At 54.5% G+C, this 26781-nt stretch carries 26 protein-coding genes and 1 tRNA gene; 10 read left to right on the top strand and 17 right to left on the bottom strand.

The window, feature by feature from the left end; translation table 11 throughout:
- Nucleotide 1: 1 nt before the first annotated feature.
- Nucleotides 2-3742, bottom strand: coding sequence for a response regulator (locus E2H98_RS07170; protein ID WP_133588456.1), 3741 nt, complete (start codon nucleotides 3740-3742; stop codon nucleotides 2-4).
- 466 nt (nucleotides 3743-4208) lie between these two features.
- Here E2H98_RS07170 and modA point away from each other — a divergent pair, with 466 nt between their 5' ends.
- The 3 genes from modA to modC all read left to right on the top strand — a co-directional run bounded on the left by modA (nucleotide 4209) and on the right by modC (nucleotide 6914).
- On the top strand, nucleotides 4209-5036 hold the full coding sequence (gene modA / locus E2H98_RS07165) for a molybdate ABC transporter substrate-binding protein (protein ID WP_232475473.1): 828 nt from the start codon (nucleotides 4209-4211) through the stop codon (nucleotides 5034-5036).
- 85 nt (nucleotides 5037-5121) lie between these two features.
- Nucleotides 5122-5814 carry a molybdate ABC transporter permease subunit gene (gene modB / locus E2H98_RS07160; RefSeq protein ID WP_133588458.1) on the top strand — a complete coding sequence of 231 codons (693 nt, stop codon included), beginning with the start codon at nucleotides 5122-5124 and terminating at the stop codon, nucleotides 5812-5814.
- A gap of 2 nt (nucleotides 5815-5816) precedes the next feature.
- A complete protein-coding gene (modC, locus tag E2H98_RS07155; protein WP_133588460.1) occupies nucleotides 5817-6914 on the top strand; it encodes a molybdenum ABC transporter ATP-binding protein in 1098 nt (365 codons plus the stop codon).
- 107 nt (nucleotides 6915-7021) lie between these two features.
- Here the strand turns inward: modC and E2H98_RS07150 are convergent, their stop codons facing one another.
- The 10 genes from E2H98_RS07150 to rpsU form a co-directional block, all read right to left on the bottom strand.
- On the bottom strand, nucleotides 7022-7609 hold the full coding sequence (locus tag E2H98_RS07150) for a hypothetical protein (RefSeq protein ID WP_133588462.1): 588 nt from the start codon (nucleotides 7607-7609) through the stop codon (nucleotides 7022-7024).
- A gap of 14 nt (nucleotides 7610-7623) precedes the next feature.
- Nucleotides 7624-8058 (bottom strand): Panacea domain-containing protein, encoded by a 435-nt coding sequence (locus E2H98_RS07145; RefSeq protein WP_133588464.1) that lies wholly within the window; start codon nucleotides 8056-8058, stop codon nucleotides 7624-7626.
- Between the two features lie 71 nt (nucleotides 8059-8129).
- Nucleotides 8130-8206 (bottom strand) — tRNA-Ile (locus E2H98_RS07140).
- 77 nt (nucleotides 8207-8283) lie between these two features.
- A complete protein-coding gene (gene rpoD / locus E2H98_RS07135; protein ID WP_133588466.1) occupies nucleotides 8284-10143 on the bottom strand; it encodes an RNA polymerase sigma factor RpoD in 1860 nt (619 codons plus the stop codon).
- 220 nt (nucleotides 10144-10363) lie between these two features.
- Nucleotides 10364-11458 carry a PepSY-associated TM helix domain-containing protein gene (locus E2H98_RS07130; protein WP_133588468.1) on the bottom strand — a complete coding sequence of 365 codons (1095 nt, stop codon included), beginning with the start codon at nucleotides 11456-11458 and terminating at the stop codon, nucleotides 10364-10366.
- Nucleotides 11459-11469: 11 nt separating this feature from the next.
- Complete coding sequence (locus tag E2H98_RS07125) at nucleotides 11470-13575, bottom strand: TonB-dependent receptor (RefSeq protein ID WP_133588470.1); 2106 nt, start codon at nucleotides 13573-13575, stop codon at nucleotides 11470-11472.
- A gap of 98 nt (nucleotides 13576-13673) precedes the next feature.
- On the bottom strand, nucleotides 13674-15434 hold the full coding sequence (gene dnaG / locus E2H98_RS07120) for a DNA primase (RefSeq protein WP_133588472.1): 1761 nt from the start codon (nucleotides 15432-15434) through the stop codon (nucleotides 13674-13676).
- Between the two features lie 75 nt (nucleotides 15435-15509).
- Complete coding sequence (locus E2H98_RS07115; protein ID WP_133588474.1) at nucleotides 15510-15968, bottom strand: hypothetical protein; 459 nt, start codon at nucleotides 15966-15968, stop codon at nucleotides 15510-15512.
- Nucleotides 15969-15983: 15 nt separating this feature from the next.
- On the bottom strand, nucleotides 15984-16436 hold the full coding sequence (locus E2H98_RS07110) for a GatB/YqeY domain-containing protein (protein ID WP_133588476.1): 453 nt from the start codon (nucleotides 16434-16436) through the stop codon (nucleotides 15984-15986).
- A 30-nt stretch (nucleotides 16437-16466) separates the two neighbouring features.
- The gene (rpsU, locus tag E2H98_RS07105; RefSeq protein WP_133588478.1) at nucleotides 16467-16682 is read right to left on the bottom strand and encodes a 30S ribosomal protein S21; all 216 of its coding nucleotides are present in this window, start codon (nucleotides 16680-16682) and stop codon (nucleotides 16467-16469) included.
- A gap of 170 nt (nucleotides 16683-16852) precedes the next feature.
- On the opposite strand from rpsU, the gene tsaD reads away from it, so the two are divergent.
- Nucleotides 16853-17860, top strand: a complete 1008-nt coding sequence (tsaD, locus tag E2H98_RS07100; RefSeq protein ID WP_133588480.1) for a tRNA (adenosine(37)-N6)-threonylcarbamoyltransferase complex transferase subunit TsaD — start codon at nucleotides 16853-16855, stop codon at nucleotides 17858-17860.
- Nucleotides 17861-18187: 327 nt separating this feature from the next.
- Here tsaD and E2H98_RS07095 read toward each other — a convergent pair whose 3' ends face one another.
- Both E2H98_RS07095 and plsY read right to left on the bottom strand, forming a co-directional pair.
- Nucleotides 18188-18628 (bottom strand): DUF6174 domain-containing protein, encoded by a 441-nt coding sequence (locus tag E2H98_RS07095; protein ID WP_133588482.1) that lies wholly within the window; start codon nucleotides 18626-18628, stop codon nucleotides 18188-18190.
- 52 nt (nucleotides 18629-18680) lie between these two features.
- Nucleotides 18681-19280 carry a glycerol-3-phosphate 1-O-acyltransferase PlsY gene (gene plsY / locus E2H98_RS07090; RefSeq protein ID WP_133588484.1) on the bottom strand — a complete coding sequence of 200 codons (600 nt, stop codon included), beginning with the start codon at nucleotides 19278-19280 and terminating at the stop codon, nucleotides 18681-18683.
- A 57-nt stretch (nucleotides 19281-19337) separates the two neighbouring features.
- On the opposite strand from plsY, the gene folB reads away from it, so the two are divergent.
- On the top strand, nucleotides 19338-19697 hold the full coding sequence (gene folB / locus E2H98_RS07085; protein ID WP_133588486.1) for a dihydroneopterin aldolase: 360 nt from the start codon (nucleotides 19338-19340) through the stop codon (nucleotides 19695-19697).
- Nucleotides 19694-20230: a 2-amino-4-hydroxy-6-hydroxymethyldihydropteridine diphosphokinase gene (gene folK / locus E2H98_RS07080; RefSeq protein ID WP_157591288.1), complete on the top strand. Its 537-nt coding sequence runs from the start codon at nucleotides 19694-19696 to the stop codon at nucleotides 20228-20230. Before folB ends, folK begins: the two co-directional genes overlap by 4 nt.
- On the opposite strand, the gene E2H98_RS07075 is transcribed toward folK, so the two are convergent.
- From E2H98_RS07075 to mtgA, 3 genes are all read right to left on the bottom strand, one after another.
- Nucleotides 20159-20872, bottom strand: a complete 714-nt coding sequence (locus tag E2H98_RS07075; protein ID WP_133588491.1) for an SDR family oxidoreductase — start codon at nucleotides 20870-20872, stop codon at nucleotides 20159-20161. The genes folK and E2H98_RS07075 overlap by 72 nt on opposite strands.
- Nucleotides 20873-20935: 63 nt before the next feature.
- Nucleotides 20936-21931 carry a 2-hydroxyacid dehydrogenase gene (locus E2H98_RS07070; RefSeq protein ID WP_133588493.1) on the bottom strand — a complete coding sequence of 332 codons (996 nt, stop codon included), beginning with the start codon at nucleotides 21929-21931 and terminating at the stop codon, nucleotides 20936-20938.
- A gap of 89 nt (nucleotides 21932-22020) precedes the next feature.
- On the bottom strand, nucleotides 22021-22770 hold the full coding sequence (gene mtgA, locus E2H98_RS07065) for a monofunctional biosynthetic peptidoglycan transglycosylase (protein WP_133588495.1): 750 nt from the start codon (nucleotides 22768-22770) through the stop codon (nucleotides 22021-22023).
- Between the two features lie 85 nt (nucleotides 22771-22855).
- Between mtgA and E2H98_RS07060 the strand changes: the two genes are divergently transcribed.
- The 3 genes from E2H98_RS07060 to E2H98_RS07050 are packed head-to-tail and all read left to right on the top strand — an operon-like array spanning nucleotide 22856 to nucleotide 25196.
- Nucleotides 22856-24058 (top strand): class I SAM-dependent methyltransferase, encoded by a 1203-nt coding sequence (locus E2H98_RS07060; protein ID WP_133588497.1) that lies wholly within the window; start codon nucleotides 22856-22858, stop codon nucleotides 24056-24058.
- The gene (locus E2H98_RS07055; RefSeq protein ID WP_162848152.1) at nucleotides 24055-24342 is read left to right on the top strand and encodes a hypothetical protein; all 288 of its coding nucleotides are present in this window, start codon (nucleotides 24055-24057) and stop codon (nucleotides 24340-24342) included. Before E2H98_RS07060 ends, E2H98_RS07055 begins: the two co-directional genes overlap by 4 nt.
- A gap of 29 nt (nucleotides 24343-24371) precedes the next feature.
- Complete coding sequence (locus E2H98_RS07050; RefSeq protein WP_133588501.1) at nucleotides 24372-25196, top strand: undecaprenyl-diphosphate phosphatase; 825 nt, start codon at nucleotides 24372-24374, stop codon at nucleotides 25194-25196.
- Between the two features lie 381 nt (nucleotides 25197-25577).
- Here the strand turns inward: E2H98_RS07050 and E2H98_RS07045 are convergent, their stop codons facing one another.
- Nucleotides 25578-26048: a Dps family protein gene (locus tag E2H98_RS07045; protein WP_133588503.1), complete on the bottom strand. Its 471-nt coding sequence runs from the start codon at nucleotides 26046-26048 to the stop codon at nucleotides 25578-25580.
- A gap of 370 nt (nucleotides 26049-26418) precedes the next feature.
- On the opposite strand from E2H98_RS07045, the gene E2H98_RS07040 reads away from it, so the two are divergent.
- The gene (locus E2H98_RS07040) at nucleotides 26419-26763 is read left to right on the top strand and encodes a hypothetical protein (protein WP_133588505.1); all 345 of its coding nucleotides are present in this window, start codon (nucleotides 26419-26421) and stop codon (nucleotides 26761-26763) included.
- Nucleotides 26764-26781: the final 18 nt, after the last annotated feature.

The following is a 26781-nucleotide window of genomic DNA, read 5'->3' as shown; positions in this document are numbered from 1 at the left end:
CTCAAACTCCTTGGACGCGCTTCAACCAGCGAGCCAACATTTGTTGCATACTGGCCTCATCAACGGGTTTGGCCAGGTAATCATCCGCGCCGGACGCCAGGCATTTTTCCCGGTCGCCTTTCATCGCATGCGCGGTTACCGCGACAATCGGTACGGCCAACGAGTTTTCCTGTTTCAGAATTCGGGTGGCGGTGTAACCGTCCATGACCGGCATCGCCATGTCCATCAAAATCAAATCGAATGCGCGGTCTTTCGCCAGCGTATGCACCGCTTCTTGACCATTGCGTGCGACCACCACCTGCAGCTGAAATTTTTCCAGCAAGGCTGACATCGCATAGATGTTTCTGACATCGTCGTCGACCAGCAACACCCGAGCACCTTGCAGCAAGGGCATGATGGCAGCAGGCGGATCAAGTTTTGGCTCCGGTACAACACCACTCAAGAAGGGATGCACCGCATCCAGTAAGGCGCCATCAGAGCTGGAATTCTTGGCGACCAAACAGGCATGCAGTTGTTGAATTTGTCGCGATTCCTGTTCGGATAAATCCAAACCGGTGTGAATCACCACTCTGGTGTCGGTCAATGGTCGCTCATCCTGCAACTTTTGCAGTAACTCAAGCCCTGACATATCGGGTAGTTCAAGGTCCACAATCAGGCAGGCAAATCTTTCCTGGCGATACGCCAGCAGAGCGCTTTCGGCATCAGCGCAGGTGACAACCGACAAGCCCAGTTGTTGCAGAAGCTGCGCATAATATTCGCGTTCCGTGGCGTTATCCTCAACCAGCAGTACGTTCTTGCTGGCGACATTGTCGAGCAGTATCGTTTTCAGCAGCCGCTGCAAATCGTCATTGCGCACCGGTTTGACCAGGTAGTGCAACTGCTGGTCTTGCCAGGTTTTCGGTCCTTGCACGCAGGTCACGATGTGTACTGGTAGATGCTGCGTTTCCGGATTGGCGCGCACTTCTTTCAACACTTGCCAGCCACTGATATCCGGTAGCAACAAATCAAGAACGATGCCTTCAAAACGATGCTCTTGCAGTAGCTTGATGGCCTGCACGCCGCTGCTGGTCGCGTAACAGGTAAAGCCATATTGATTGGCCGTGTCAGACAGCACCTGCGAAAAGCCCGGGTCGTCTTCGACGACCAGAATGCTGGGCGCATTGGCTTTCGGCCCACTGATTTTGACCTCAGTAGTTGTCGTCGTTTTCTTGGCATCGCTAAGTGGAATAAATAAACGGAACGTGCTGCCGCCACCGACTCGACTTTCCAGCAAAATTTCACCGCCCAATAGCTCTGCAAGCTGGCGAGAAATGGTCAAGCCAAGGCCGGTACCGCCAAAGCGACGACTGGTGGAGCCGTCCGCCTGACGGAACGCCTGGAATATTGTTTCCTGTTGCTCGGGAGCAATACCAATGCCGGTATCCCGCACTGCGATACAGAGCGCACGATGATCGGGTGTGGCGATGATGTCGGTTTCGACCACCTTGATCTCGACGACAATTTGTCCTTGTTCGGTGAACTTGAGGGCATTCGATAACAGGTTGCGAATGATTTGTTGCAGGCGTTGGCCGTCGGTGTTGATGCTGCTTGGTACATCGTCATGAATGTCGCTGCGTAGCTGTAGGAATTTGGCGTCTGCCATGGCTTGGAAAGTGGACTCCAACTTCGCGACCATTTCCCGGACGTCGACATTTTCCATGATCAAGGTCATCCGTCCTGCTTCGATCTTCGACAAGTCAAGGATGTCGTTGATCAGACTCAGCAGATCACTGCCGGAGCGGTTGATGATGTCGGCGTGGTCGGTTTGCTTGCTGCTCAGATTTCCGTCGGCATTCAACTTCAGTTGCTCGCTCAGAATCAGAATGCTATTGAGCGGTGTTCTGAGCTCATGCGACATATTGGCCAAAAATTCGGATTTGTAGCGATTGGCCAATGCCAACTGTTCGGCTTGTTCACGCAGCTTGTGTTCCGCGGCTTTTCGCGCGGAGATATCGATAACGGCCGCTTGAATCAATCGCCGGCCACCGGCAATGATCGGCGCCAACCCCACTTCAACAGGTATCGAACGGCCGGATTTATGGCGCGCGAACAGTTCCCGATTACCGCCCATTTGTCGCTGTGTCGGCGCTTCGTGATAACTCTCGCGTAAGGTCGGATGATTCGGTCGCATTTGCTCCGGGATCAGCATTTCCACTTTTTCACCGATCAGTTCTGAGCGGGTGTAACCAAAAAGTTGTTCGCTTTGGCTATTGATCAGCTCAATCTCGCCGTCGGCATTGACCAGCACGATGGCATTGGGCGCGGCTTCAACCAGCATTTTGGCGCGCTCTTCAGCATGGCGACGCGCACTCAAATCGATAATCGAGCCAATGGTTTTAACACCGTACTCGGTTTGCACCGGGCTCAAACCAATTTCCACTGGCACTTCACTGCCGTCTTTTCGGCGCGCGAACAATTCCCGGCCACTGCCCATTTGTCGCGGTGACGGCGCTTGTTGAAACGCGTGACGCCAGCTTGAATGTTGAGTGCGGTAACGCTCGGGCAGCAGCAACTCAACAGACTGATTCAGCAACTCATCCCGACTGTAACCAAAAAGGGCTTCCGCCTGTGGATTGATCCATTCAATGCTGCCCTGGCTATCAACCATCAGCATCGCGTTGGGGGCGCCGTCCAGCAAGGTACGAAATCGTTCTTCCCGCTGCTGCAGTTGCTGGGTGAGTATGTCCCGTTGCTGCTGCATGCGAAAACGCTGGTGGAAATAAACGACCACCGCCAACGCAATCAACCCGGATAATCCAGTGCCAATCAAAACAATAAGCAGCGCACTGTTATTGTAAACCTGCTTCTCAAAGGCGGGCGTGCTGGAGAACTCCAGTTGCCAGGTTCGGCCAGCAAAGTTTAGCTGGCGCATAGCCATGTACTGCGGCAAACGCTCACCGGTTGTCGAATAAAACAATTTGCCGTCCTTAGCTTGCACGTCTTTCAAAGTCAGCGCCAGACGTTCCAGGCGACTTAGCAACGCGCTATTGATCAATTCAGGAATGCGGATCGCGCTATAGACAAAACCAAGAAAATGACTTTCCTGTGTGCTCGACAGTACCGACTTATCATGGATTGGCCAGAACAATGTCACTCCTGGTTCCGGTGATTCGGCGGTAAGCTGAACCAGCGTGACCGGCGCAGACATAATCGGCCGGCGTTCGCGTTGCGCTTGCTTCATCGCGGCCAACCGTGTTGGTTCCGAAGCCAAATCGAAACCCAGCACACGCAAATTATCCCAACCCGCCGGTTCGAGATAATGAATCGGGTAGTACTCATGCTCGGCATCTGGAGAAAGCGGCTGTATCGTATAGAGCGGGAATCCTTCCGCCCGCGTTTGCTCAACGTGAGCAAGAATGTCGGAAGTCGGTACGCGTGGTGTGAAGCCTATGCCTTGTAAGCCCGGATGGGTGGTGTCGAGTCGTAGCCTGGAAGTAAATTCTCGCCACTCTGCCCGAGTAACGTGGTCGGACGCGGAAAAGAAAGCCGAAGCGGCGCGCAAGATCACTTCATAGGATTGCATGTGCTGATTGAGCACCGAGACCAGTTCATCAACCTCTTTATTGAACTGCTGCTGGGCAATGGTCTGATCTTGCTGACTGGCATACCGCCAGATAATTGCCGTGGCCAGCAACAAGCAGCCGAACACCAGCAGAAATATCCCGGCCAGGCGCCAGAACGGGTGGCTTTTGAACGATTCCATGCTCGCCTACCTGATTTGTCGCAACGGACCGGTTAAGTTAAGCATTGTGAAAAGGTTTTTACCAATCAACGCCGTTATTACCGGTCGTCAAAATAATCTGCTGTAGTGCAGCAGTAATATGTCTGTACGTGATGGCGATTCTGAAATGAACGAATTCATTGTTTCCACAGTGCTCCACGTTGCAGCGCGTCACCGTAGTTACTTTTTGGTAAGTATTGAGCGGGCTTCCCAGTTATTATTTGCGTATCATGCTGGAGGCGGTACTCGTGGAAATGAATATGCGGTTGCCTAAGACGACGCGAGCCAGATGAAGCGAACGGCAATGAATGGCGAAAACGACAACCGATTTTGGTTGGTGATGGCGATATCTCATGCTCGGTGCGGAACGGTTGATTGAGGTCAAGCACACTTCACCCGTCCGGGCTTTTGCCTTGTTTTGCCGTGTGACATCAACCAGTATATGGCGATGCAACAACTGTGGATGTATTCAATTTTGAAGCCTGCGAAAGATAGACTCCTTATCGGTAAGCTGACGCGCGGTTTGGCGATTGTCGGATTTTCGTTCGGTTGCTTCACAGGCAATGCGCAAGCGGAGCAGATTCAGGTAGCCGTTGCCTCGAACTTCATGGCGCCAATGAAAGTGATTGTGGCGAACTTTGAACAGCGCACTGGCCATCACGTGCAACTATCCTTCGGTGCCTCCGGCAAGTTCTACGCGCAAATCAAGAACGGTGCGCCGTTTCACTTGTTTCTCTCGGCCGATCAGGAAAAGCCGATGGCGTTGGAACGTGACGGTTTGGTCGTGCCCGATAGTCGTTTCACCTACGCGCTCGGCTCGCTGGTGCTGTGGTCAAGCAAACCCGGATTTATCGATACCGAAGCCTCGGTGCTGCGTCGTGGCCAGTTCAATAAACTGGCTCTGGCCAATCCGAAACTGGCGCCGTATGGCGTAGCGGCAGTGCAAGTGCTGGAAAAGTTAAATCTACGGCAAACAACGGAATCAAAATGGGTGCAAGGCGAGAATATCGCCCAGACCTTTCAATTCGTCAGCACCGGCAATGCCGAGCTAGGGTTTATCGCGCTGTCGCAAGTGATCGACAACGGCAAAATCAAAACCGGTTCTGCCTGGCTGATTCCCGAAGAACTTTATCAACCGATTCGCCAGGATGCGGTATGGTTGCGGCAAGGCGAAAACAGCGAAGCGGCGAAAGCGCTATGGCAATTCCTGCAAACCGAATCCACGCGGCAATTGATCAAGCGTTACGGTTATCAAGTCGACAATGAGCAGAACTAAACACTTTCATGCAAACGAGTCATACTCGCGCAGGCTGGTATCCAGAACCATTGAAAACTGAAACCACGACAATGATGAATCTGTAATGTTTTCCGAAACCGATCTGTCCACTATCTGGCTAACGCTGAAACTGGCAACAACGGTTACCGTGCTGTTGCTGATCATCGGCACGCCTATCGCTTGGTGGCTGGCGCGTAGCCGTTCCTGGTGGAAAGGCCCGGTTGCCGCGATTGTGGCATTACCGTTGGTATTGCCACCGACTGTTCTCGGGTTTTATTTATTGTTGGCCATGGGCCCGCACGGTTTTATCGGCGAACTGACACAAAGCTTAGGGCTCGGTACCTTGCCTTTTACGTTCTGGGGTTTGGTCGTCGCTTCTGTTTTTTACTCGATGCCGTTTGTCGTGCAGCCAATCCAAAACGCGATGGAAGCGATTGGTGAAAGGCCGTTGGAAGTGGCATCAACATTACGCGCCGGACCTTGGGATCAATTCTTCTCGGTAGTGTTGCCGTTATCGAAGCCGGGTTTTGTCACGGCGGCGATTCTGGGCTTTGCCCACACAGTCGGTGAGTTTGGCGTCGTACTGATGATCGGTGGCAATATTCCGGGTGAAACCCGAGTCGTGTCAGTGCAGATTTATGATCATGTCGAAGCGCTGGAATACGGCCAAGCACACACACTGGCCGCCATCATGATTGTGTTTTCCTTTCTGGTACTATTGGCGTTGTATAGCTTTCAGCGCCGCAAACTCGCCGCTGGCATAAAAATGGGCGGCTGACCATGACCGAATCAAAAACCATCAACGCCCAGTTCCAATTGCATTTCGGCAGCGCCGATAGCGATGCCTTTTCACTGGATGTCGATCTGCAGATACCAGGGCAGGGCATCACCGCGATCTTTGGCGCCTCGGGTTCCGGTAAAACCACGCTGCTGCGTTGCATAGCCGGTTTGGAAAAAGCCCAACAAGGCGCACTCAGCATCAACGGCGAAACCTGGCAAAGCCACAATGTTTTTGTGCCGACTTATCAACGTTCGCTTGGTTATGTATTTCAGGAATCCAGCCTGTTCCCGCACTTGAGCGCCAAGGCCAATCTGCAGTACGCGATCAAGCGTGCCGCCAATCCGCCATCAGCAGAAACCTATCAACGAATCGTCACGATGCTCGGTATCGAGCCGGTGCTGAATCGCCGACCAGCGCAATTGTCCGGCGGTGAACGTCAACGCGTCGCCATTGCCCGAGCCTTGTTGGTTCAGCCCAAGTTGCTGCTGATGGACGAGCCATTGGCTTCACTCGACTACAAGCGCAAACAGGAAATCCTGCCTTACCTCGAACGCCTGCATGAATCACTCGATATCCCAGTGCTGTACGTCAGCCATTCGATAGAGGAAGTCACGCGCCTGGCTGATCATGCCGTAATACTCGAACAAGGTCGTGTTATCGCCGAAGGTGCTGTCGCGGAAGTGTTCTCGCGTATCGATTTGCCAACGCAAACCGAAACCGATGTCGGCGTTATCCTGCAAGGCCACATCCGTGAACGCGACCCACAATGGCATTTGGCCCGTGTTGAATTCGATGGTGGCTCGTTATGGGTACGCGACGGCGGCGATGAACTGAACAAACCGGTACGGGTAAGAGTGTTGGCCAAAGACGTCAGCTTGGCGCTGGAGAATCACGAAGACACCAGTATTCTGAATCGATTGCCTGTTATCGTTGAAGAAATTGTCTGTGACATTGATGAGGCGACGTCGTTGGTGCGTGTAAGAACTAATGAAACATGCTTACTAGCCCGCGTTACCCTTCGTTCGGTTGCACATATGCAACTGATACAAGATAAAGCAGTCTGGGCACAAATCAAATCTGCAGCGATTGTTTGTTGAAGTGGAAACCTGTCTGGAGATGTGATTGTGATTTTCTGAGACTTTCGCTAAATGAAGTTTAGATGCCTCTTGATTTTAATATGGGCGATCAGGGTAAATACAAAGTTTTATTTATTGACTGGGTATAGCTTGTGGTGCCTTTCCCACCAAACGAGAAAGAAATGGGCTTGAACAATGTAGCCCCAAGCGCGTTTTGTGCCTCCCAACCGAAACCTAAATGCAGTATCGAACTGCTCAAGTCCTAGTTTTCGCCAGCGCCTTCTAGCCTCTTTTATTAGGCTTGCCACATCCTGATCGTGATGCATTTTATGACTGGAGCCTGATGATAAATGGTCTATCTCAGCCCAAGTTTTTCGAGCGAATTCTTGAAAGGATGGTGCTATGTCGTTGTCCCATTCTTCATTGCTCCACTCACGTGGCTCGTGCCAGCTCCACTTTCCCTCTTTATCTGCACCTGTAATACACCAAGTTACGAGTTCGCCGTAACGTGAGCCATCTTTGGCTGCTTTAGGAGTGTTCGTGACATTTTCATTTACGCTTGGAGCTATATGGGGTTGCTTGGTGTCATCAACGTTCACGACTATCTTTGGACGTTCAAGATTGTGAACTTTCTCTAGCTGTTTTTCCTTGCTCTTTTCAAACTGAAGAAGCTTTTGTGCTTTACGTGCAATACGCTCTTCACTCTTTTTTCCCATAAACGTTTTATTCTTTAGAGTGAAGAGTAATATTCGTGGATTGCACTAAGAGAGATTTCTGCATTGGAAGGGGCTCCAATGGGCGTATCACCTCTGGCTTTGAGCCAAGGATCTTCTTGATGAGTGAGATTACTTAACCATTGAGCAGTCTTGTCGCCATAGAATTCTAGAACTTTCCCAATATTTTCTTTTTCCGTTTTAGAAAGGTTTGTGGCGTTACCGTCCCTGAAAAAAGACTTGTCGACTTTGAATTGTCCTCTGTGTTTGTCGTAAATGGCAGGCAAAACAGGGCCATTTGCCCAAGCTTCAAACATATCTGGGAACAGAGGTTGCTCCTCCCAGACCAAGTGCCAAGCTTGCGCGTAATACATTAATTTCTGGAGTTTCATCGCAGACATTTCACCTTGCTTTTCGGTGATATATCTTGCGACATCATAGATTGTTGCCATGAATGCGCTCCGTCTCCAGCTAATCTCCGTAAAGAGTATAGTGCGCTTAACGCTTCTGATAAGCAATAAATTGGTGGGCCCAGCAGGACTTGAACCTGCGACCAATCGATTATGAGTCGACTGCTCTAACCAACTGAGCTATGGGCCCTGAAAGAACGCCAGCCCGAATGGGCTGGCGCGCAAGTTTATGAAAAGTCGAAAGGGCTGTCACCCTTTCTGTGCGGCTTACTCGTCGAGGAAGCTGCGCAGGCGATCGGAGCGGCTCGGGTGACGCAGTTTGCGCAGGGCCTTGGCTTCGATCTGACGGATACGCTCGCGGGTGACGTCGAATTGCTTGCCGACTTCTTCCAACGTGTGGTCGGTTTGCAGGTCGATACCGAAACGCATACGCAGCACTTTCGCTTCGCGGGCAGTCAGGCCTGCCAGCACTTCGCGGGTGGCTTCACGCAAGCTCTCGCTCATCGCGACATCGACCGGGGATTCGGTGGCGGTGTCTTCGATGAAATCGCCCAGATGCGAATCTTCATCGTCACCGATTGGGGTTTCCATCGAAATCGGTTCTTTGGCGATCTTCAGCACTTTGCGGATTTTGTCTTCCGGCATTTGCATGCGTTCGGCCAACTCATCCGGGGTCGGCTCGCGACCCATTTCCTGCAGCATTTGGCGGGAAATGCGGTTCAGCTTGTTGATCGTTTCGATCATGTGCACCGGAATACGGATGGTGCGCGCCTGGTCGGCGATCGAACGGGTGATGGCCTGACGAATCCACCAGGTCGCGTAAGTCGAGAATTTGTAACCGCGGCGGTATTCGAATTTATCGACGGCTTTCATCAAGCCGATGTTGCCTTCCTGAATCAGATCGAGGAACTGCAGACCACGGTTGGTGTATTTCTTGGCAATCGAGATCACCAGACGCAAGTTCGCTTCGACCATTTCTTTCTTGGCGCGGCGGGCTTTCGCTTCGCCGATCGACATGCGACGGTTAAGGTCTTTGATGTCCTGAATGGTCAGGCGGCTGTCTTCTTCGATTTGCGCCAGTTTTTTCTGGGCGCGGCGAATGTCTTCACCGAAATGTTCCAGCTTGGCCTGATATTCCGATTTCGCTTTTAATTGGGCATCGAGCCACTTGGTGTTGGTTTCGTTGCCAGGGAAGGTCGCGATAAAGGTTTTGCGCGGCATGCCGGCTTTTTCGCAAGCCAAACGCATGCACAGACGCTCTTGCGTGCGCACGGTGTCGGTCAGCTTGCGGGTGCGGTTGACCAGGCGATCGAATTGCTTCGGCACCAGTTTCAACTGCAGGAATTCATCGGTCAGCGCGCTCAAGGCGGCTTCAGTGTTCTTGTGGTTACGGCCGTATTTTTTCAGCGCCGCCATCACTTTTTCCTGCGCTTCGCGCAGGGCCGTGAAGTGGGCTTTGGCCTCTTCCGGATCCGGGCCGGTGTCTTGTTCTTCTTCTTCGGCGCTGTCATCGTCGTCTTCGTCGTCGAGCTCTTCTTCGCTCAATTCCGAGCCCACGTGCGCGGCAGCGGTTGGGGCTTCTTCGAACAGGCTGTTCAGATCGATAAAGCCGGAAATGATGTCTGGCAGACGTACTTCGCCAGCCAGGAAACGATCGAATTCATCAAGCAGATATTGCGAGGTGGCCGGATATTCGGCGACAGCCATCAATACTTCACGCAGACCTTCTTCGATGCGCTTGGCGATTTCGATTTCGCCTTCGCGGGTCAACAGTTCAACGGTGCCCATTTCGCGCATGTACATACGCACTGGGTCGGTGGTGCGGCCGACTTCTTTATCTAGCGTGGCGAGGGCTTGGGCGGCTTCTTCAGCGGCGTCTTCGTCGGCCGGCTGGTTTTCCGACATCAACAGTTGGTCGGCATCCGGGGCGACTTCGAATACCTGGATACCCATGTCGTTGATGATGCGGATGATGTCATCGATCTGTTCTGGATCGATGATGTCGGAAGGCAAGTGGTCATTGACTTCGGCGTAGGTGAGGTAGCCTTGCTCTTTGCCTTTGGCAATCAGCAGCTTCAGCTGTGATTGTTGCTGTTCATCGGCTTCAAAATTGTCAGTGCTTGCCATTCGGATACGACCTGCGACGGGATGAGAAGTGACGAGGCGTGGAGGGTAAACCTGCGCGCCAAAACGTGTTCCGAGCCTTTCAGTTTAGACCGGCCTGCTCGAAAAAGCCGCGAATTATACACGAACCGGCACTCGCCTAGCGAGCGCGGGGAGGAATATGTGCTTTCGGGATGTACCAGTATCTGGGGACGAGGGCCGTGAAATTCAACCGCACCGGCGCTCAGGGACTTAGCGAGCACTCCAGAGATCGTTGCCTTCGTTTGCGCCAAAGCCGCAACGCCGACCAGGCCAGAAACAGGCTGCCGATGCTGCTGAGTGCCAGCACGATCTGGTAGCCAAGGCCACCGACTTTGCCGGCATGCAACGGGTACATGGTGTTGGCAAGTCGGGTGGCCGGGCCGACGGTGCGAACATCGTAGAGACTGAGCACTTCGCCGCTGCCCGGATGCAGTTGCACGCCACCACGGCCGTTCGGGTGCCATTCGTCCGGCACCTGCAGGCGTAGCGTCAATGGCTTATCGGGCCCGGCCGGGCGGCTGACCATCGTCAGCCGGGCGTCGGGTATCGCTTGCGTCCCGGCGGCAAGCAGCGTTGCCCAGGGCAGCATCGACTCGGTGGGTGACGATAGCGTGCTGATCGGCGCCGGTGCCTGTTTGCTATCGACGCTGGCAAGCCAGCGGGCCGGAACACCATGAAAGCTCAACATCAGGCCGGTAACGACGGTCAGGCCGAGCAAGAGGCTGAATATCAGGCCGGTGCTGCGATGGCTGGTATACCAGCGGGCGATACCGCCTTGCTGCCAGCGCCATTGCAGCATTTGCGACCAGCGCTGGGCCCGTGGCCAGGACTGATAAAGGCCTAGCAACAGCAGCAGAAGGCTGCCGATAGAAACAAAGCCGAGCACGGTATCCCCGAACTCGCCAAGTAAAAGATGGTGATGCAGCGATTCGGTGAACGCCAGCCAATCGGTGTCGGTGTCGCGGGTCAGCAGCCATTGGCCGTCGAGCGCGTAATACCATTTCTGTTCACCGCGATAGACCAGGTAATAGGGCTGATCCGGTTCCGGCAGGCGCACGGTGCGCCAGTCCGGCAACTGCTGATCCAGGTGCGCAAGAAAATCCGCCGTTGGCAACGTCGACGTCGGCGTCAGCAGCTGTGGATATTGAATGTGAAGCAGCGGGTTTTTCCATAACAAAATGGTGCCGCTGATCACGAGGATCAGCAGCACCATGCCGACGCTCCAACCGAGCCAGCGGTGCAAACGCTGGCTTATTGTGCGTGAGGAAAAACCTGAGCGCCTTCGTTTAGCCGTCATGCGACTCTGGCTTAGAAATCATGCGACCAGGTGACGCTGAACGTGCGACCACGACCGGCAAAATACTGATCATTGCGACCGACCACCTGAGCGTAATGGGTGAAATAAAACTCATCGCTCAAGTTTTCAATTGCGAAGCGGTAGAGGCCATGAGCGGTTTGCCAGGACAGTAACCAATCCAGCGTTTGGTAGCCTTCGAAATCGAAGTTGCCGGCCGAGTTCTGAATGTCGCGATCAAACAGATAATTCCACTGCAGACGCTGATTCACCGTGTCGGAAATATCAAACTGCCAGTACAGATTGGCACGTGGTGGTGCGACATCGAGATTCGACATTTCGCGATCGACATTGCCATCGCCATTACTATCGTATTCACCGCGCAGATAGGCATACATCAGACCAATGCTGTGCTGATCATGCAGTGCCCAAGTGGCGTCGAGTTCCAGCCCCTGAATCTCGGTGGCTTCGCGCGCGACGCGGTAAAAGCCGTCGCTTTCCAATTCGAAACGGGTGCCGAGATCGGCGCGTGAATCAAACAGGCTGAGCGCGATGCGCCAATCGCCCTGCTGAAAATTGACGCCGATTTCGCGGTTCTCGGTGACAATCGGTTGCAGGTCGAGAAAGCTGTCGACGTCCTGTCCGGAGACGTTGACGGCGCGCAGAATGCGTCCGACATCGGGCATGCCGAAGCCTTCGTTGTACGAGGCGTAAACGCGCCACGGCGCACTGATTTGCCAGACCGCGCCAACGTTGACCAGCGTTTCGCGGAAATCCGGTTCACCGCCATCGACCGAGGCATTGCCGGCGGCCCAAATCGTGGTGAAATCATCGACGGTCAAGGCCGAGCGTTCATGACGCAGGCCGGCGCTGAAATGCCAGTCGCCGAGCTCGTAACCCCACTGACCAAACACGGCGAGATTGCGGTACTCGGTTTTCGGTACCCACAGGCGATCGGTGTGTACCAAGCCCTGATAGGTCTCGTCATTGAGCCAGTCGATACCGGTGACGAAGCTGATATCAGCGTGGAAAAATTCGGCGTAACTTTGCGTCAGTTTGGCGCCTTGTTTTTGCGAAACGTTCTGCGATTGATCGAACAGGTTTGGTGCGATGCGCGGGTCCTGAAAAATCGCAAAACGACCACCGCCGAACAGGCCTTGGTATTCCTGATCAAACAGTTGCAGGCTGAGCACGCCACCGGCCAGTTGCTGGTGTTGGTAATCGGCAGTCACGGCCGAGATTTCCACTTGCGGTGGCCGGCCTTCCGGGCGTTCCTTGATCGCGGTCGTGGCGATGCCGAGTGTGCGGCTGCCGTTGACGGCGTTGTAGTCGTAATGACTTTCCAGTGTGTAGCGGCGAGCATTCAGGCGCAGCGTCTGTTGCTCGCCAATCCAGCCGAGGCGCAGGAACAGGTTGTCGTCCTTGGCATCTTCCAGATCGCCCTGAATAGGGTCTGGACCGATCGGGTTGCCGCGGCCGTCAAACTGGATGCCCTGATCCTGGTAATGACCGGCAGCCGAGAATTCCCACTGGCCCTGGCGCGCTGACAGCATATAGCCAATGCCATAGCCGAGGCCGTCGGTGTCGCCATCATCGGGCAGGCTGACGCGGGCTTGGGCACTTTGCATGACACCATCTTCCTGCGGTTTTTTGGTGATGATGTTGATGATGCCGCCGGTGGCGCCCATGCCTTGAATGGCGCTGGCACCATGCACCACCTCGATGCGTTCAATCATGAACGGCGCCACCGTGTGGGCGTCGCGGCCATCGTCGCGCAGCGGCGTCGATTGCGGTACGCCGTCGAGCAGGTACAGCGGGTTACGGCCCCGGAACGATTCGCCAACGCCGGACAGTTTCTGGCGGTTCGGGGAAAAGCTCGGGATCAGGTTACCAAGGATCTGCGAGACATCCGGGCTCAGCGCGATCTGCTGGCGCAGGGTTTCGCCTTCAATGACGGTGATGGTTTGCGGCAAGGTCGCGGCCGGGGTTTCGACTCGGGTGGCGGTGACGACGATGACTTCGGCATCGGTGGCGGGAATCAGTTTGTCGTCGGCCTGGGCCGTGGCAAGGGCCAACGCGATGGCGGAACCAACAAAGGAAAGGCGGTGTACAGCGTTCATAAGCACCTACTGGGTCGTTTTTGTTGGCGCGAATGATAATGAATATTATTTAGTTACTCAAATGAAACCAATTATTGCTTATTGATTTACCGCAAGCATCAGGACTTTTTTTGCAGTAAGGCGATGAAACGGGCTTTTTCCTCGGCGCTGGCAAGACCCGCGCGCATCCGCGCTTCCAGCAATCGGGCTTCCGGGTCGACGGTGGCCTCATTCGCTTCGATCAGCAGCTTTTTCAGGGCATCGACAAACACCTTCGCATGCGCGGCTTCATCACCTTGGATTTCCCAGCCGGCGAGTTGATGCAGGCTGTTTTCGTAAGGCTCATTGGCGAACAGTGACAGTAGTGCGCCGGTGCTGATGCCGGGCTGTTGGCGCAGGCTGCCGACGATACGCAGCAGCACTTCAGCGCCATTGAGTTTGCTCAAAGCGGGTTCTTGCTCGACGGCAATTTGGTCAACAAAAGCCGGGTGTTGCAGCAACAGCGCGATCACGGTGCGCATTGGCGTCATCGTCAGCGGTCGCGGCTTTTGCACCGGGCGGCGCTGGGGAGTGGGCGTTGGCGCGGCAACCGGGGCCGCCGTCACCTGCAAACCAATACGTTCGTTCAGCGTTTGTTCCAGCAGTGCCTTGAACACCGGGTCGCTGGCCTTGGCAATAATCGGTTTGGCGAGCCCGGCCATCCGGGCCCGGCCATCGAGGCTAGCCATATCGCACTGGCTTTCCAGCTCCCGAAACAGGTAGTCGGAAAGCGCAAGTGACTGCTCACTGACGCGCTGCTCAAAGGCTTCTTTGCCTTCCTGGCGCACCAGTGAGTCTGGATCTTCGCCTTCAGGCAAAAACAGAAAGCGCACCTGTTTGCCTTCTCGCTGCAGCGCAATGGCATGGTTCAGTGCCCGCCAGGCCGCGGTGCGGCCGGCCTGATCGCCGTCAAAGCAGCAAATCACTTCCGGGCAATAGCGGAACAGCGTATCGAAATGGGCGGCGGTGGCGGCCGTGCCGAGCGCGGCGACGGCATTCGGTATGCCGGCCTGGGCCAATGCCACGACGTCCATATAGCCCTCGACCAGCAGCATCCGGGTTTGCGAAACCTTGTGTTGCTTCGCTTCGAACAGGCCGTACAACTCGCTGCCCTTATGGAATACCGGGGTTTCCGGCGAGTTCAGGTATTTCGGCTCGTCGTTGCCGAGCACCCGGCCGCCAAAGCCGATAACCCGGCCACGGGCATCGCGGATCGGGAACATCAGCCGTTCGCGGAAACGATCGTAATGCTCGCGGCCATCACGACTCTTGCCTTCCTTGCGGATCAGCATGCCGCCAGTTTCCAGCAGCTCGACCCGTTTGGCACTGGTGCCGAGCGCGTTCAGCAGCCGGTCCCAGCCGGGCGGCGCATAGCCAATGCCGAAGGCTTTTGCGGTTTCGCCGGACAGCCCGCGTTTTTTTAGATAAGCGATGGCAGGGCCTGAATCCGGGCCGCGAATTTCATTCTGAAAATGCGTGCTGGCTTCAGCAAGGATGCCGTAAAGCTCCTGACGCAAACCGGCCTGTGGGTCACTGCCTTGCTCGCGAGGCACCTCAATGCCGACCCGCTCGGCCAAGGCTTCAATGGCCGTTGGAAAGTCGATGCGGTCGTATTCCATGACAAAACTGACGACATTGCCGGAAACGCCGCAGCCAAAGCATTTGTAGAACTGCTTGCTTTGCGAGACCGAGAACGACGGGGTTTTTTCGCCATGGAATGGGCAGCAGGCCCAGTAATCCTTGCCCTTCTTTTTCAGGCTGATACGGCTTTGCACCACATCGATGATGTCGACGCGGGAAACGAGGTCCTGGACAAAGCTTTGCGGGATCAGACCAGCCACGGGCTACTGCGGGTGAACGAACGGGTGCTGATCATGCCGAGTCTGTCTGCCCATAGCAAACTGGACGCATGGCATTCACATGATATTTTCCGGATGTGGCCTGACGTTGGCGGCGACCGGAAACACGAAACGGTGCAGCAGCAGAAGCACCGGTAACACCGCCAGCACCGTCGTCGCGATATCGGCGAAGCTGTGATACTGCTGATAGAGCATCAGCATGAAATACAGCACCAGCGAGGCGGCAATGGCCCAGGCCATGCGTCGATAGGCGAGGATAAGGTAACTGACCAGCACCAGCGAAACCGCCGTGTGGGTGCTGTAATCAAGGCCGAAACGCGGCCAGAACCGCCAGGCCTGATCGGCAAACATCAGCGTGTAGACAAACACCAGCGAGCTAAGCAGAAACAAGCCTTCCTGCAAGGCATGACGCCAACCGTTTTTGCGCGTCGACAGAGCCAGCGCGATCAGCGCCAGAATGAAAAGCAGCGGCGTATAGGCATCAGCAATCTGATCCCATTGTTGGTAGCTCAGCATCAACGGAGGCGGCGCTTAGCCGCCGAGTTTGGCTTTGATTTGGCCGGACAGCGCGCCCATGTCGGTGCGGCCCTGAACCTGCGGTTTCAGATGGGTCATGACCTTGCCCATGTCTTTCATGCCGGCGGCACCGGTTTCGGTGATGGCATTGGCGATCAAGGTTTGCAGTTCGGCGTCGGTCAACGGCTCTGGCAGGTAAACCTGCAGCACTTCGATTTCGGCTTGCTCGCCGGCGGCCAGTTCCGGCCGGTTGGCGGCTTCGTACTGTTTGATCGATTCGCGACGCTGTTTGATGGCTTTTTCGATGACAGCAAGAATGCCGGCGTCGTCGAGTTCGACCCGGTTATCGATTTCTAGCTGTTTGATGGCGGAGTTCAGCAAGCGTAAGGTGCCAAGACGGACCTTGTCCTGGGATTTCATGGCCGCCTTGATGTCCTCATTCAGTCGAGCTCTCAAGGATTCGGCCATGATGTTCTCCTCGTTGGAGCGGCAGCTGTTTTAGTACAGGCGCTCTTTGCGGATGGTTTCGCGCGACAGCTTCTTCTGGTGACGTTTGACGGCAGCGGCTTTCTTGCGCTTGCGCTCGGAAGTGGGTTTTTCGTAGAACTCGCGTGAGCGGACTTCAGCCAGCGTGCCAGCCTTTTCACAGGCGCGCTTGAAACGGCGCAGGGCAACGTCAAATGGCTCGTTTTCTTTGACCTTTACGTTCGGCATTACAGAACCTTGAAGTGTTGAGACCATATGGCAGGCCGATCAGGGCCATACCGGAAAGGGCAGGCATTCTAGCCAAACAGCGGTCAGGATGCAAAAGGATCTTGGCGAAATTCTGATCAGCGTTAGAATACCGGCCCTTTTAGGCCGAACCAGCGGAAAATCCGGCATTTATGCGTGTTTTGGGCATTGAAACCTCCTGTGACGAAACCGGCGTCGCGCTCTATGACAGCGAGCGCGGCCTGCTGGCCGACGCCCTGTACAGCCAGGTCGCGATGCATGCCGAGTACGGGGGCGTAGTGCCGGAACTGGCCTCGCGCGACCACGTCCGCAAGCTGGTGCCACTGATCCGGGAAGTGCTGGCCAAGGCCAATCTGACTTCTAAAGACGTCGACGGCATTGCCTACACCGAAGGGCCGGGCCTGATCGGCGCGCTGCTGGTCGGCGCCTCGGTTGCCCGTTCGCTGGCCTTTGCCTGGAATGTGCCGGCCGTCGGAGTGCATCACATGGAAGGGCATTTGCTGGCTCCGATGCTGGCCGATGACAAGCCGGATTATCCGTATGTCGCCTTATTGGTCTCCGGTGGCCATACCCAGTTGTTCGACGTACAGGGCTTGGGCCAATACCAGTTGCTCGGCGAATCGCTCGATGATGCTGCCGGTGAAGCCTTCGATAAAACCGCGAAGCTGATGGGCCTTGGTTATCCAGGCGGCGCGGTGTTGGCGAAAAAAGCCGAAGCCGGCAGAGCAGGGGTTTACACGTTTCCGCGTCCGATGATCGACAGGCCAAACTGTGATTTCTCTTTTTCTGGACTGAAAACCGCGGCGTTGCTTGCCTGGCAGGACAGTGATCGATCCGAGCAGGCGATTGCCGATATCGCCCACGCGTTTCAACTGGCCGTGGTCGAAACGCTGGTGAAAAAATGCCAGCGTGCCTTGAAACAAACCGGGCGCAAACGTCTGGTCATAGCTGGTGGCGTCAGCGCCAATCTGGAGCTGCGCACTCAGCTCGATATCATGCTGAAAAAACGTAGTGGCAAAGCCTATTTCCCGCCTTTGAAATACTGCACCGATAACGGTGCGATGATCGCCTATGCTGGTTGTCAGCGGTTGTTACGCGGTGAGCAGATGGATTTGGGGATTAGCGCCAGGGCGCGCTGGCCGATGGTCGAGTTGCAGTAGTTTTTATTTTCAACTCCGCAAAGCTTTTGACCTGATGGTTTGCCGGGTCGCGCCCCGGCAGGCGCCTCACTTTCTTTGCTCGCGCGAAAGAAAGTAAGCAAAGAAACGCGCCCCAACTGCGCCAGAAGACTTTTGCAGCTTCGACAAGGCAGTTCCGGCAACGACATGATTCCAGCTCGGGCCGCGCTGACTCGGCATCCATGCCTCAACAGCGCTACAACCGCTGTCCCTGCGGTTGTACCCGGCTTACATCACGTCGTTGCCGGCTGGCGCAGACGGGGACCCCGATTTCTTCTTTTCTATTTTATTTGCTTCGAAAATAGGCATTTATCGAGGTATGGTTTTAAAGTCTTTGACTTCAAATACACATTCATCATCGTAAACGGCGCGGCTCCAATCGATTTGAATCATGGTTGGAAAGCCATGGGTTTTATCGTAACGGATGTGAAGCGTGTCAGCTGTGAGTACAGCCCGCTCAGCTAACTCAAATAGCGAGCCAATAGTTTCGGGCTTGTTATTTTTGGCGTAATACGTTTCTTTACCAGACTCCACGACAACAATGGTTTCATTAACCTCCATACATCCTGACTCTATGCGATAAGAGAATGATGCCGGTTGGGTGGCTTTCCAATGCTCTCTTTGTGCTTTTACTTCAGAAATGGTATGAGTATTCGTAACCCAGAAATAAGCGGTATAAAACGACAGCAAAAGCACGACGATGAACGACATGCCGAGAAACACAGAATAGGGATTTTTGGTATCCAGCATCGTCACCCCTCAGTTTAAATTGTTTCTCAAGACTTGCGGATTGAGCGTGGCGCTATTTCGGCTCAGATTTCTTTTGTCCCAGTTTATTTTCTTTTCCCTGCATCAAATTCCGAATATTGCTCTGATGCCGATAAATCAACAACACGCTGAGCAGCACCAGCGGTACGGTATATTGCGGCCAGTAAAACGCGGCCAACACCGGTGCAGCGGAAAACGCCGTCAATGCTGCCAGTGACGAGTAACGGAACAACACGGCCATCACCAGCCAAATGGCCGTCAGTAATAATCCGAGCCGCCATTCCAGCGCGTAGATGACGCCAAAACCGGTGGCGACACCTTTCCCGCCTTCAAAGCCGAAAAAGATCGGGTATAAATGGCCGAGAAAAGCGGCGAGTGCGGTGGCGGCCAGCCAGTAGCCTTCGACGCCGAAGACATGAGCCAGCACAACCGGGATAACCCCCTTGATTGAATCGCCGGCAAGGGTAATCAGCGCGGCTTTTTTGCCGCCAATCCGTAACACGTTGGTGGCACCGGGATTCTTCGAGCCTTCCGAGCGTGGGTCCGGCAGGCCCATCAGTTTACAGGTGACGATGGCGGCAGATAGTGAGCCGCACAGGTAAGCGAAGAGCACGAAGCCAATCTCAAGTATCATTATCGTTTTGCCGGTGCAGAAAAACCGGCGCTCAGTATACCGGCGCAAGGCAGCAAGATGGATACCATTTATTTACGTGACATTGAACTTCAGGCGACGATTGGCGCGTATCAGTGGGAGCAGCGCATTGAACAGAAGCTGATCCTGAACTTAAGTTTGGCGGTTGATTGCCAGGCCGCCGGCAGCAGTGACGATCTGAACGACGCGCTCGATTATGGCGCGGTACTGGCGACGGTGCAGGCGCTGATCAAAGACAAGCGCGTTGCCTTGATCGAAAAACTGGCGACGCTGATTGCGGATGAGATTCTGTGTCATTACCCCGTCGTGCAGACCGTAATGGTCGATTTGGCGAAAGTGTTTATCTTCCCGAACGTACCGCGGGTTGGCGTGGTGCTGACGCGTGGGCGCAACGCGTGAATCTGCCGGTCGGCTACTTGATCGGGCTCGGTAGCAATATCGCGCCGGCGCAGAATATTCCGGCGATGCTGGCCGGGCTGCTTGATATTCACCCGCGACTGATGGTCAGCCGCATTGTGCGCACGGCGCCGAAAGGCATCGATTCGCCGCACGATTTTCTCAATGCCGTGGTGTTTTTGCCGGTCGACATGCCGGCCGATGAATTGAAACAACGCACCAATGCCATCGAAGCAAAACTTGGTCGTGATCGCTCGCGGCCGGATAAGAAACTGATCGATCGCACGGCCGATATCGATTTGCTGCTGCGCACCGAACCGGGCCAACGCGATGAGCGGCTCGATCAAATCGAATCCTATTTATTGCCGCGGGCAAAAGAGATGTTTGACTACATCGCCGGCCGGCCGACGCCAGCGGTTACGCCCGGCACCCAAATCGAAACGGTGATGCTTGATGGTTGTACCTTAGGTCAGACGCCGGCCACCATCGACAGGGATGATCGCGCCGGTCTGATACGGGTTATCGAGCAGCGCTGAAGCGGCTTTGACGATTGGTTCCGGTCCTGCTTCAAAACCCAGAAGCGTTTCACTGAGCACTGCTTTTTTCGCTGCCTCGCTATGCCATTCCTTGAACAAAATCGGTCCCGGTTGAATGACATTGACCTTGATTTTCGGCGCCAGCTGTTTGGCAAATGACAACGACAGATTTTGCAAACCGGCTTTGCTGGCGCAGTAAACGTCGTAGACCGGATTCGGATTATCGGCATAGATATCGGTGATATGAACGATATCGCTGACTCGACTGCAAGCACGCAGCAGCGGAATCAACGCCGTGTTGATCTGCCACGGCGTGCGCATGTGAATGCGATAAAACTGATCGAACTGCGGTAATGCCTGTTCAGCATCGGCATGGGTTTTGGTGAACGCCGATGCATTGTGAATGATCGCGCGCAGCGAGCGGCATTGGCTTTCGATCTGCGCACACATCTGCTGCACGCTGTCCTCATCTTCAAAATTGGCCTGTACCATCAAGGCGCCGCGCTGGCGCAATTTTTCGCATTCGACTGATTCGCGATGGTGATGACCGATGACCGGATGGCCTTGGGTCAGAAAATACTCGGCCAACGCATAACCGACCCGGCGCCCGGCACCGGTAATGAAAATCATGTCATCTTGCATGGCTGCGCTCCCGTTTGCTCGCCGACAGTATACGTAAAGCCGGTTGGCGTGGATGATTGAAGATCAGGTCAACCAGCAATCGGAACGACGGCCGGCGAAAAAGTCCGCGAGGTTCTGCATGGTTGTGTCAGCAATGTTCTGCACCGCTTCGCGGGTGAAGAAACCCTGATGACCGGTGATGAACACATTCGGGAACGTCATCAACCGGGCCAGTACATCGTCATTCAGGATTTCGCCGGAGCGATCGGCAAAGAACACACCGGACTCCTGTTCATAGACATCGAGGCCAACGGCGCCGATATGACCAGACTTGATCCGTTGAATCAGCGCCTTGCTGTCAATCAATGCACCGCGTCCGGTATTCAGCAAAAACACACCGGGTTTGGTCTGCGCCAGCGTCTCCGCATTCAGAACATGGTGGGTGTGTTCATTGAGCGGACAATGCAGGCTGATGACATCACTTTGCTGTAATAGTGCTGGCAGCGAAACAAATTGAATGCCGAGTTCGGCCGCATACGGATGTTGTTGCACATCATAAGCGAGCACCGTGCAACCAAAGCCGCGCATGATCCGCGCAAAGGCCATACCGATCTTGCCAAGGCCAATGATGCCGATGGTTTTGCCATGCAGATCAAAACCGAGTAAGCCTTTCAGCGAAAAGTTCTGTTCGCGCACCCGCACCCAGGCCCTGTGCAATTTGCGGTTCAAGGTCAGCAACAAACCGACGGTATGCTCGGCAACCGAATACGGGGAATATTCCGGTACCCGCGCTGCATCAATGCCCAATTGTTTGGCCGCTTGCAAATCGAGTTGATTGAAACCGGCGCAGCGTAGCGCGATAAAGCGCGTACCATGCGCGGCCAGATTTTCCAGAGCAGCGCGATCGGCTTGGTCGTTGGCAAAAATGCTGACGGCAGAATATTGGCGGGCGAGCACCGCGGTTTGCGCCGACAGCGTGCTGTCGGAATACTGCACTGCGATGCCGTGACGCGCCGCCGCCGCATCGAGAAACTCGGGTTCGAAATCCTGACAGCCGAATACAAAGACGCGTTGCGTCATGCCGATTCTCCTTAACCTGAATGTCACCTATACCTATATATAGGTATAGCGCCGATATTCCGCCTGGCGTTGTGCTTGATCAAACGCGGTTATGGATTGGCGCGTTGCAGTTGCTCAACACTGCCGAGCTGGCTCATCTGGCGCAGAATCCATTGTTGCCGTTCACGCACATACGCCGATGGTCGGGCCGCGTGCAAGCGGTGCGGGTTTGGTAACACGGCGGCCAGCAATGCCGCTTCGGCTCGCGTCAGGGCTTTGGCCGGTTTACCGAAATACTGGCGACTGGCTGCTTCAACGCCATAAATGCCAGGGCCGAATTCAATGATGTTCAAGTACATTTCCAGAATACGTTCTTTCGGCCACAGCAATTCGATCAACACCGTGAACCAGGCTTCCAACCCTTTGCGCAGATAGCTTCGACCGCTCCAGAGAAACAAATTTTTGGCGGTTTGTTGACTGATCGTGCTGGCACCACGCAGACGTTTGCCGCGCTGTTTTGCCTCCAAGGCTTTTTCCAGCTGTTCGAAATCGAAACCGTGATGGGCAAAGAAGTTTTGATCTTCCGAAGCGATCACGGCCAATGGCATGGCCTTGGCAATCGTGCTGTCATCGACCCATTGATGGCGGGCACGATAGGCTTTGCTGGCGATTTGATGTTCCAGCCAGCGCTCGATCATCAAACCGGAGCTTGGTGCCGGTGCAAGGCGAAAAATCAGCACCAGCACGATGCTGAATAGCACAAAGCCAAATGTCAGCCAAAAAAGCCAGCGTAAAAGCTTTCGCCAAAAAGGACGGCGGATTTCCGGTATCGATTCGGATTCGGTAGGCAATTCGGTCATGGATGGAAAACGGTGACGACGCGCCGATACATAGGCGCCAGCGAGTGATGCCGTTACAATAGCGAATCCGCGTTCGGAATTCACCATGAGCTACCGCGAAAGAATCCAGCAGCAGTTATACCGCCTGCAACCCCGTCTGCCATTACCTGATGATGAGGCGATTGCCCACAGCGAAGCGCTGTACCGGTACTTGTCGACATTGGTCGCGTCAGCGCCGGTACCGTTTTCGGCGTACATGAACGAATTGCTGTATGCGCCGGGCCTTGGTTACTACTCGGCCGGTGCGGCGAAATTTGGCGAAGCCGGCGACTTTGTCACGGCGCCGGAATTATCGCCGCTGTTTTCCCGTTGCCTCGCCCGACAAGTCGCCGAGGTATTACAGGAATGCGGAGGTCAGGTATTGGAATTCGGTGCCGGTCGAGGTGTCATGGCCCGCGATATGCTGTTGGCGTTGGCGGAATTGAATGCCTTGCCAGAGCGTTATTGCATACTCGAAGTCTCAGCCGATTTGCAGCAGCGCCAGCGCGAAACGCTGGCGGTTTTGCCGGCTGAATTGCGGCAACGGGTGCAGTGGATCGAAACCATGCCAGCGACCATGACCGGCGTGATTCTGGCCAACGAAGTGCTCGATGCGATGCCGGTAACACGCTGGCAATGGCGTGATGGCCAATTATTCGAGCTTGGCGTCACGCTGCGCGATGACGGTGAATTCGACTGGCAGGAAATGCCGCCATCCGATCCGCTGCGGTACTGGTTCGAAGCGCTACCAGACTTCATCAAACAAGCATTGCCGGCGTTCTACCGCAGCGAGTGTCACCTATGGCAGGCCGGCTGGGTGCAGGCTTTGGCGGCGATGCTGGAGCGCGGTTTGGCGATCCTGATCGATTACGGTATGCCGCAACATGAGTACTACCTGCCGGAGCGCGATGACGGCACCCTGATTTGCTATTACCGTCATCACAGCCATGACAATCCATTTGTGCTGCCAGGTTTGCAAGACGTCACCGCTCATATTGATTTCACCGCGTTGGCCGAACAGGGGCTTGATGCCGGCTTTGATCTGGAAGGCTTTTGTCACCAGGCAGCGTTCCTGCAATCGCTCGGTATTTTGCAGGAGGCGGAAGCCGTCGGCGATCGCCATCAGCAACTGCGCGATGCCCAAGCCTTGAAGCGCTTGTTGATGCCACATGAGATGGGCGAATCCTTCAAAGTGCTGGCACTCGGCAAACAGCTGCAGCAATCGCTGCGCGGCTTTGCCCTGAGTGATCAGCGGGACCGATTGGGATGACTTCAGTGAAATGCTCTTCATTAACGCAGCGCGTTAGCCTGCTGCTGATCGTTGTGCTGGCCAGCCTGCCGGCGCCCGTCTGGGCCAGCAGCAAAAAACTTGATTGGATGCCCTGGTTGATCGGCATTGCGGTTACCAGCACCTTGCTCGGTTGGTGGTCGGCCAAACGCACCAAGATGTTCGACAATATTCACCTGCGCATCATCGGCTTCAGCGTATATTTTTGGCTGTATGCGTTTGCCCAGATGTTGGTGTTGATGATTGTTTGGTCGTTGCTGCGTTAATTAATACATAAAACAACAGGAAAGAAAAAATGGATTGGTGGATATTGGTGCTCGCGTTGATCCAGGGCATCGTCGAAGGCTTGACGGAGTTTTTGCCGGTATCGAGTACCGGTCATTTGATTGTCTCGGGCGCCTTGATCGGCTTTACCGGTGAAAAAGCCAAAGTGTTCGAGGTGGTCATTCAGGTAGGCGCCATTCTGGCGATTTTCTTTGAGTATCGTCAGCGGGTGTGGCAACTGACCACCGGCGTTTGGCATGACCGCAACGAGCAACGCTTCTTTTTCAATATCGTGATCAGTTTTATCCCGGCGGCAGTGCTCGGTGTTTTGTTCGCCAGTACCATAAAATCGGTATTGTTCAATCCGATTACCGTAGCGGGGGCGTTCATCGTTGGCGGCGTGATCATGATCTGGGCCGAAAAGCGTACGCATCGGATTACCGTCGCGACCATTGACGATGTGCGCTGGCAAGATGCGTTGAAGGTGGGGCTGGCGCAATGCCTGTCATTGATTCCTGGTACCTCACGTTCCGGTGCAACGATCATCGGCGCTTTGTTGTTTGGTTATTCGCGCAAGGCCGCCACCGAGTTTTCCTTCTTCCTGTCGATTCCAATGATCTTCGGCGCCGCCGTTTACGACGGTTGGAAATCGCGCGAGTTGTTCACGATGGCCGACCTGCCAATGTTCGCCGTCGGTTTCATCGCGGCGTTTTTCTCGGCCTGGTTGTGCGTGCGTTGGTTGCTGCGTTTCATTTCCACCCACACCTTCATCCCGTTGGCTTGGTACCGGATTGCGTTTGGCTTGGTCATCTTGCTGACGGCCGGCATGGGCTGGGTGGATTGGCATGCATCCTGACGGGATTAAGCAATAACAATGAAAAAGCGGGACTGAGTCCCGCTTTTTTAATGCTTAGTCTTTCAGCTTTCCAACATCGAACGAAGCATCCATGCATTCTTTTGTTACCGCACATCCGTGTGCGGTAACCCCTTCGGGGCTGGCGCGGCAATTCGGCAGGATTGCCGAATTGCACAACGAAGTTGTCCGGAGGGCGAGATGCAGGACGCATCGAGTGCAAAAACGCTTCTCGGCTATCAGTGATTGTTTGGACTGATTAGGTTTCCAACATCGATCGGAGCATCCAGGCGTTTTTTTGTTGCCGCACATCCCTGTGCGACAACCCCTTCGGGGCTAAAGCTAAAGAATGCCTTTCGACTTCATTGCCTGGGGCGCGATTTCTTAGCTTTCCAACATCGAACGAAGCATCCATGCATTCTTTTCATGGATCTGCATTCTTTGCGTCAGCAGATCCGCGGTCGGTTCATCATTGGCTTCATCGACAGCCGGGAATAATTCACGAGCGGTTTTCACCACCCGTTCCTGGCCTTTGACCAATCGTGCCAGCATCTCCTCGGCACTCGGATGACCTTCTTCCTCCTCGATGCGGGTCAGCTTGGCATATTCGCGATAACTGCCCGGCGCTTTGAAACCGAGTGCTCGAATACGCTCAGCGATGTCATCGACGGCGATAGCCAGCTCGGTGTACTGAGTTTCGAACATCGTATGCAGCGTGTTGAACATCGGGCCGGTAACGTTCCAGTGGTAATTATGGGTTTTCAGGTAAAGCGTATAGCTATCGGCCAGCAAGCGTGACAGGCCGTCGGCAATTTTCTGACGCTGTGCATCAGACATTCCAATATCGATCTTCATGTTTCCTCCTCGTCAAACCAATCCACTGTCATCAAGCATCCCAGTTTAGCGCAAGGGGTTCCAACTGTTTCCGGCAAACGCGTTGATAGTCGCTGCATATCAAACTGACGTCGTCGACGGTGGCGAATTGCCAATTGCTGGCATGCTTTTTGTCCGTTTGGCCTGGGGGAGCGCTGAATGTTGTCGGCAAATGACATGGGTTAATCCTGAACGTGCACAGGTTGCTGCACAACGATCTTCCGCCAAACTTAACCGGCGCGAATAGCCATTCACCGTTATCGGTGACCGTCACCATGGCCAGCAGATCGAATCGGTAAAGCTCCGATCAGTTCTGCGTTGTTCCCCAAACCAATCACCGAGCTTGAACGAAATGGAATCCGAAAACGGGTTCGAACCGATCTGCGAATGTTTAGCGCGCCAATTATTGAGTTCGGAACGGGCAATTTGCCCGAATCGATCGGCGCAACAAGGTGACAGAAATTGTCACTTTGGCAAAAATTCAATGGCGCAAAAGTGGATCGCGAACGCCAAATTTGAGTTTGGTGAATACGCGGATGAAGGAGCCGAAAAAGAAAAAATTCGGGCGGATGGATCCGAAAAAGGGTTTAAACGATCTAAAAACGAAAAAAATGTGAAAAAAAATCCGTTTTTTGCCCGAAAACCTTGCCCAAAATTTCACCAAATCAAAAAAAGTTGTATATACTCAGCGCCGTAGCTTCATTGCTACATGACT

The organism is Permianibacter aggregans, from assembly GCF_009756665.1.
GTDB classification, from domain to species: domain Bacteria; phylum Pseudomonadota; class Gammaproteobacteria; order Enterobacterales; family Permianibacteraceae; genus Permianibacter; species Permianibacter aggregans.
Note: the sequence above shows the minus strand (reverse complement) of the source record. Positions and strands in the feature narration are given on the sequence as shown.

Excerpts from the sequence above, each read along its gene's own strand:
- E2H98_RS07170 (WP_133588456.1), bottom strand. The coding sequence starts at position 3,742 with ATGGAATCGTTCAAAAGCCACCCGTTCTGGCGCCTGGCCGGGATATTT.
- modA (WP_232475473.1), top strand. The coding sequence starts at position 4,209 with ATGCAACAACTGTGGATGTATTCAATTTTGAAGCCTGCGAAAGATAGA.
- modB (WP_133588458.1), top strand. The coding sequence starts at position 5,122 with ATGTTTTCCGAAACCGATCTGTCCACTATCTGGCTAACGCTGAAACTG.
- modC (WP_133588460.1), top strand. The coding sequence starts at position 5,817 with ATGACCGAATCAAAAACCATCAACGCCCAGTTCCAATTGCATTTCGGC.
- E2H98_RS07150 (WP_133588462.1), bottom strand. The coding sequence starts at position 7,609 with ATGGGAAAAAAGAGTGAAGAGCGTATTGCACGTAAAGCACAAAAGCTT.
- E2H98_RS07145 (WP_133588464.1), bottom strand. The coding sequence starts at position 8,058 with ATGGCAACAATCTATGATGTCGCAAGATATATCACCGAAAAGCAAGGT.
- rpoD (WP_133588466.1), bottom strand. The coding sequence starts at position 10,143 with ATGGCAAGCACTGACAATTTTGAAGCCGATGAACAGCAACAATCACAG.
- E2H98_RS07130 (WP_133588468.1), bottom strand. The coding sequence starts at position 11,458 with ATGACGGCTAAACGAAGGCGCTCAGGTTTTTCCTCACGCACAATAAGC.
- E2H98_RS07125 (WP_133588470.1), bottom strand. The coding sequence starts at position 13,575 with ATGAACGCTGTACACCGCCTTTCCTTTGTTGGTTCCGCCATCGCGTTG.
- E2H98_RS07115 (WP_133588474.1), bottom strand. The coding sequence starts at position 15,968 with ATGCTGAGCTACCAACAATGGGATCAGATTGCTGATGCCTATACGCCG.
- E2H98_RS07110 (WP_133588476.1), bottom strand. The coding sequence starts at position 16,436 with ATGGCCGAATCCTTGAGAGCTCGACTGAATGAGGACATCAAGGCGGCC.
- rpsU (WP_133588478.1), bottom strand. The coding sequence starts at position 16,682 with ATGCCGAACGTAAAGGTCAAAGAAAACGAGCCATTTGACGTTGCCCTG.
- tsaD (WP_133588480.1), top strand. The coding sequence starts at position 16,853 with ATGCGTGTTTTGGGCATTGAAACCTCCTGTGACGAAACCGGCGTCGCG.
- E2H98_RS07095 (WP_133588482.1), bottom strand. The coding sequence starts at position 18,628 with ATGCTGGATACCAAAAATCCCTATTCTGTGTTTCTCGGCATGTCGTTC.
- plsY (WP_133588484.1), bottom strand. The coding sequence starts at position 19,280 with ATGATACTTGAGATTGGCTTCGTGCTCTTCGCTTACCTGTGCGGCTCA.
- folB (WP_133588486.1), top strand. The coding sequence starts at position 19,338 with ATGGATACCATTTATTTACGTGACATTGAACTTCAGGCGACGATTGGC.
- E2H98_RS07075 (WP_133588491.1), bottom strand. The coding sequence starts at position 20,872 with ATGCAAGATGACATGATTTTCATTACCGGTGCCGGGCGCCGGGTCGGT.
- E2H98_RS07070 (WP_133588493.1), bottom strand. The coding sequence starts at position 21,931 with ATGACGCAACGCGTCTTTGTATTCGGCTGTCAGGATTTCGAACCCGAG.
- mtgA (WP_133588495.1), bottom strand. The coding sequence starts at position 22,770 with ATGACCGAATTGCCTACCGAATCCGAATCGATACCGGAAATCCGCCGT.
- E2H98_RS07060 (WP_133588497.1), top strand. The coding sequence starts at position 22,856 with ATGAGCTACCGCGAAAGAATCCAGCAGCAGTTATACCGCCTGCAACCC.
- E2H98_RS07055 (WP_162848152.1), top strand. The coding sequence starts at position 24,055 with ATGACTTCAGTGAAATGCTCTTCATTAACGCAGCGCGTTAGCCTGCTG.
- E2H98_RS07050 (WP_133588501.1), top strand. The coding sequence starts at position 24,372 with ATGGATTGGTGGATATTGGTGCTCGCGTTGATCCAGGGCATCGTCGAA.
- E2H98_RS07045 (WP_133588503.1), bottom strand. The coding sequence starts at position 26,048 with ATGAAGATCGATATTGGAATGTCTGATGCACAGCGTCAGAAAATTGCC.
- E2H98_RS07040 (WP_133588505.1), top strand. The coding sequence starts at position 26,419 with ATGGAATCCGAAAACGGGTTCGAACCGATCTGCGAATGTTTAGCGCGC.